Source organism: Chryseobacterium sp. VD8 (assembly GCF_037149975.1).
Taxonomy (GTDB): Bacteria; Bacteroidota; Bacteroidia; order Flavobacteriales; family Weeksellaceae; genus Chryseobacterium; species Chryseobacterium indicum.
Map to the genome: position 1 here is coordinate 1 of NZ_JBBCQL010000385.1, position 2,136 is coordinate 2,136.

Below are 2,136 nucleotides of genomic sequence, written 5' to 3' on the forward strand. Positions count from 1 at the left end.
TTTTTAATTAAACTAAAAGCTACTTAAGTGTTTAAAAATTTAAAGCTAAAAAGTTTAAACCACATTAAAAAATAAACTTCTTATGTTAAAACAATTTATAGAAAGACCGGTACTCTCTACCGTGATCTCCATAATACTTTTATTATTGGGGGCGCTCTCCCTCTTTAATTTACCCATTGCCCTCTTTCCGGATATTGCTCCGCCGAGCGTTCAGGTAACGGCTTTTTATCCGGGAGCCAACGCGGAGGTTGTCGCACGTTCTGTAGCTACGCCTATCGAAGAAGCTGTGAATGGGGTCGAAAATATGACATACATGACTTCCAACTCCAGTAACGATGGTACGATGACGCTGAATGTTTTCTTCAAGCAGGGTTCTGATGCGGATAATGCAGCGGTAAACGTACAAAACCGTGTATCCAAAGCGATGAGCCAGCTTCCACAGGAAGTTGTTCAGGCAGGAGTTTCTACGCAGAAAGTACAAAACAGTATGATCATGTTCATGGGTTTATCCAGTAACGATCCTAAACAATATGACGAACTTTTTTTACAGAATTATCTGAAAATTAATATCATTCCGCAGATTCAGCGTATTCCCGGAGTTGCTCAGGCGCAGGTTTTCGGAACGAGAGATTATTCCATGAGACTCTGGCTGAAACCGGACAGATTAGCCGCAAACGGACTTTCCCCTCAGGAAGTTCTGAACGCAGTGAAGGATCACAATTTAGAAGCCGCTCCCGGTCGTTTGGGACAGGGAAGCAAGGAAACTTATGAATATATTTTAAAGTATAAAGGAAAATTAAACAAGAACGAAGACTACGAAAACATTGCTATTAAAGCCAATACCGACGGTTCATTTTTAAGATTAAAAGATGTGGCAAGAGTAGAATTCGGATCTTATACGTATACAGCAGCTAACAGAGTGGACGGGAAACCGGTAGCCGGATTTGCGATTATGCAGACTGCCGGTTCCAACGCCAACGAGATCTTAACAGAAATTGAAAAACAGGTAGACCAGTTCAAAACAACCCTTCCAAAAGGAGTGGAACCGATCATCATGTACAATTCTAAAGATTTCCTAGACGCGTCTATTCATCAGGTTGTTGAAACTTTAGTGATTGCATTTATCCTGGTATTTATTGTAGTTTATATTTTCCTTCAGGATTTCAGATCTACTTTAATTCCTGCGATTGCGGTTCCTGTTGCGATTATTGGTACATTTTTCTTCTTACAGTTATTTGGTTTCAGTATCAATATGCTGACTTTGTTTGCCTTGGTACTCGCGATTGGTATTGTAGTGGATGATGCAATTGTTGTTGTGGAAGCGATTCACTCCAAAATGGAACATACCGGAATGCCTGTGGAACAAGCCACCACAAGTTCGATGAGTGAAATTTCCGGTGCCATTATTTCCATTACTTTGGTGATGTGTGCCGTATTTATTCCGGTTGGTTTCATGCAGGGACCTGCAGGAGTTTTCTACAGACAGTTTGCCTTTACATTGGCAATTGCCATTATGATTTCTGCGGTGAATGCCTTAACATTAAGTCCGGCTCTTTGTGCTCTATTATTAAATGATCCTCAGGGAGAACACGGTGAACATGGGAAAAAAACAGGTTTCGGAGCGAGATTTTTCAATGCTTTCAATACAAGTTTTAATAATTTAACGAAGAAATATATTTACAGTCTTAAATTTTTAATTAAAAACAAATGGGTTGCCGTTGGAGGACTGGTTTTACTGACTGCAGCGAGTGTTTTCTTAATTAAAAAAGCACCTTCAGGATTTATTCCTACTGAAGATCAGGGTTTCATTTTGTATGCCGTGAATACTCCTCCGGGAAGTTCATTGGACAGAACACATAACGCAACAGAGCAGATCGATAAAATCATCAACGGTGAAAAAGCAAAAAAAAATCTCTGGGTTGCAGACGGTCTGAATTTCATCAGTAACGCCAACGCCTCTCCTTATTCCGCAGGTTTCATTAAATTAAAAGACCACGATCAGCGAGGTGAAATCAGTGATCCCGATCAGATTGCAGCAGGATTAACGGGGAAAGTTTCGCAGGTGAAAGATGCCAATGCATTCTTCTTCAATTTTCCTACTGTTCAGGGATTTGGTAACGTTTCCGGTTTTGAATT

The 2,136-nt window shown here is 40.3% G+C and carries 1 protein-coding gene; it reads left to right on the plus strand.

The annotated features are described in order from the left end of the window. Positions 1-82: 82 nt before the first annotated feature. Positions 83-2,136 (plus strand): efflux RND transporter permease subunit (locus tag WFK35_RS22405; RefSeq protein ID WP_336734818.1); only part of this gene is annotated, 2,054 nt, incomplete at its 3' end.